Origin of the sequence: Pseudoalteromonas luteoviolacea NCIMB 1942 (assembly GCF_001625595.1) — a bacterium.
Taxonomy (GTDB): domain Bacteria; phylum Pseudomonadota; class Gammaproteobacteria; order Enterobacterales; family Alteromonadaceae; genus Pseudoalteromonas; species Pseudoalteromonas luteoviolacea_A.
This window is the reverse complement of the sequence record NZ_AUXT01000126.1, coordinates 1-580: the sequence shown is the minus strand read 5'-3', so window position 1 is coordinate 580 and position 580 is coordinate 1. Positions and strand designations below refer to the sequence as shown.

The 580-nt window shown below is 41.9% G+C and carries 1 pseudogene; it reads left to right on the top strand.

From position 1 onward, the window contains the following. Positions 1–580: pseudogene (locus N482_RS25205) on the top strand (transposase); the annotation flags it as partial.

Genomic DNA, 580 nt, shown 5'->3' with positions numbered 1-580 from the left:
TAAAGCCATTGTTATACGTTGGCATAAGCAATTTAAAGGGAGTTGGTTAACCCATAAGTTTATCAATGGAGAAACACTTACAAACTCAGAGCGTTGTTTATTATCAGAGCTCATAGACGAATATAGAAAGCGCCTAGCTGATATAAGCTGGTTTATGCGAACGCTAAACGAAGACATCGCGCGTAAGGCGAATAGAGAAGATGGCTGCACAGGCCGATTCTGGGAAGGGCGCTTTAAATCACAAGCTTTGTTAGATGAAGCCGCGTTGGCGGCGTGCTTAGCGTATGTGGATTTAAATCCTGTGAGAGCCAAAATGGCAGAGACGCCAGAAGAGTCAGACCATACTAGTATTAAAAAGCGCGTTGAAACAGCAAAAGAGGGTAAACAGCCTAAGTCACTCATGCGTTTTTCTGGTAATCCAAGAAAGTACATGCCTAAAGGTTTACCGTTTGAATTTAAATACTATTTAGAACTTGTAGATTTGACAGGGCGATGTATTCGTGAAGATAAACGCGGGTTTATCACAGACGCTCAACCTATCTTAGCGAGGCTCAATATCCAACCTGAAAATTGGCTAAAA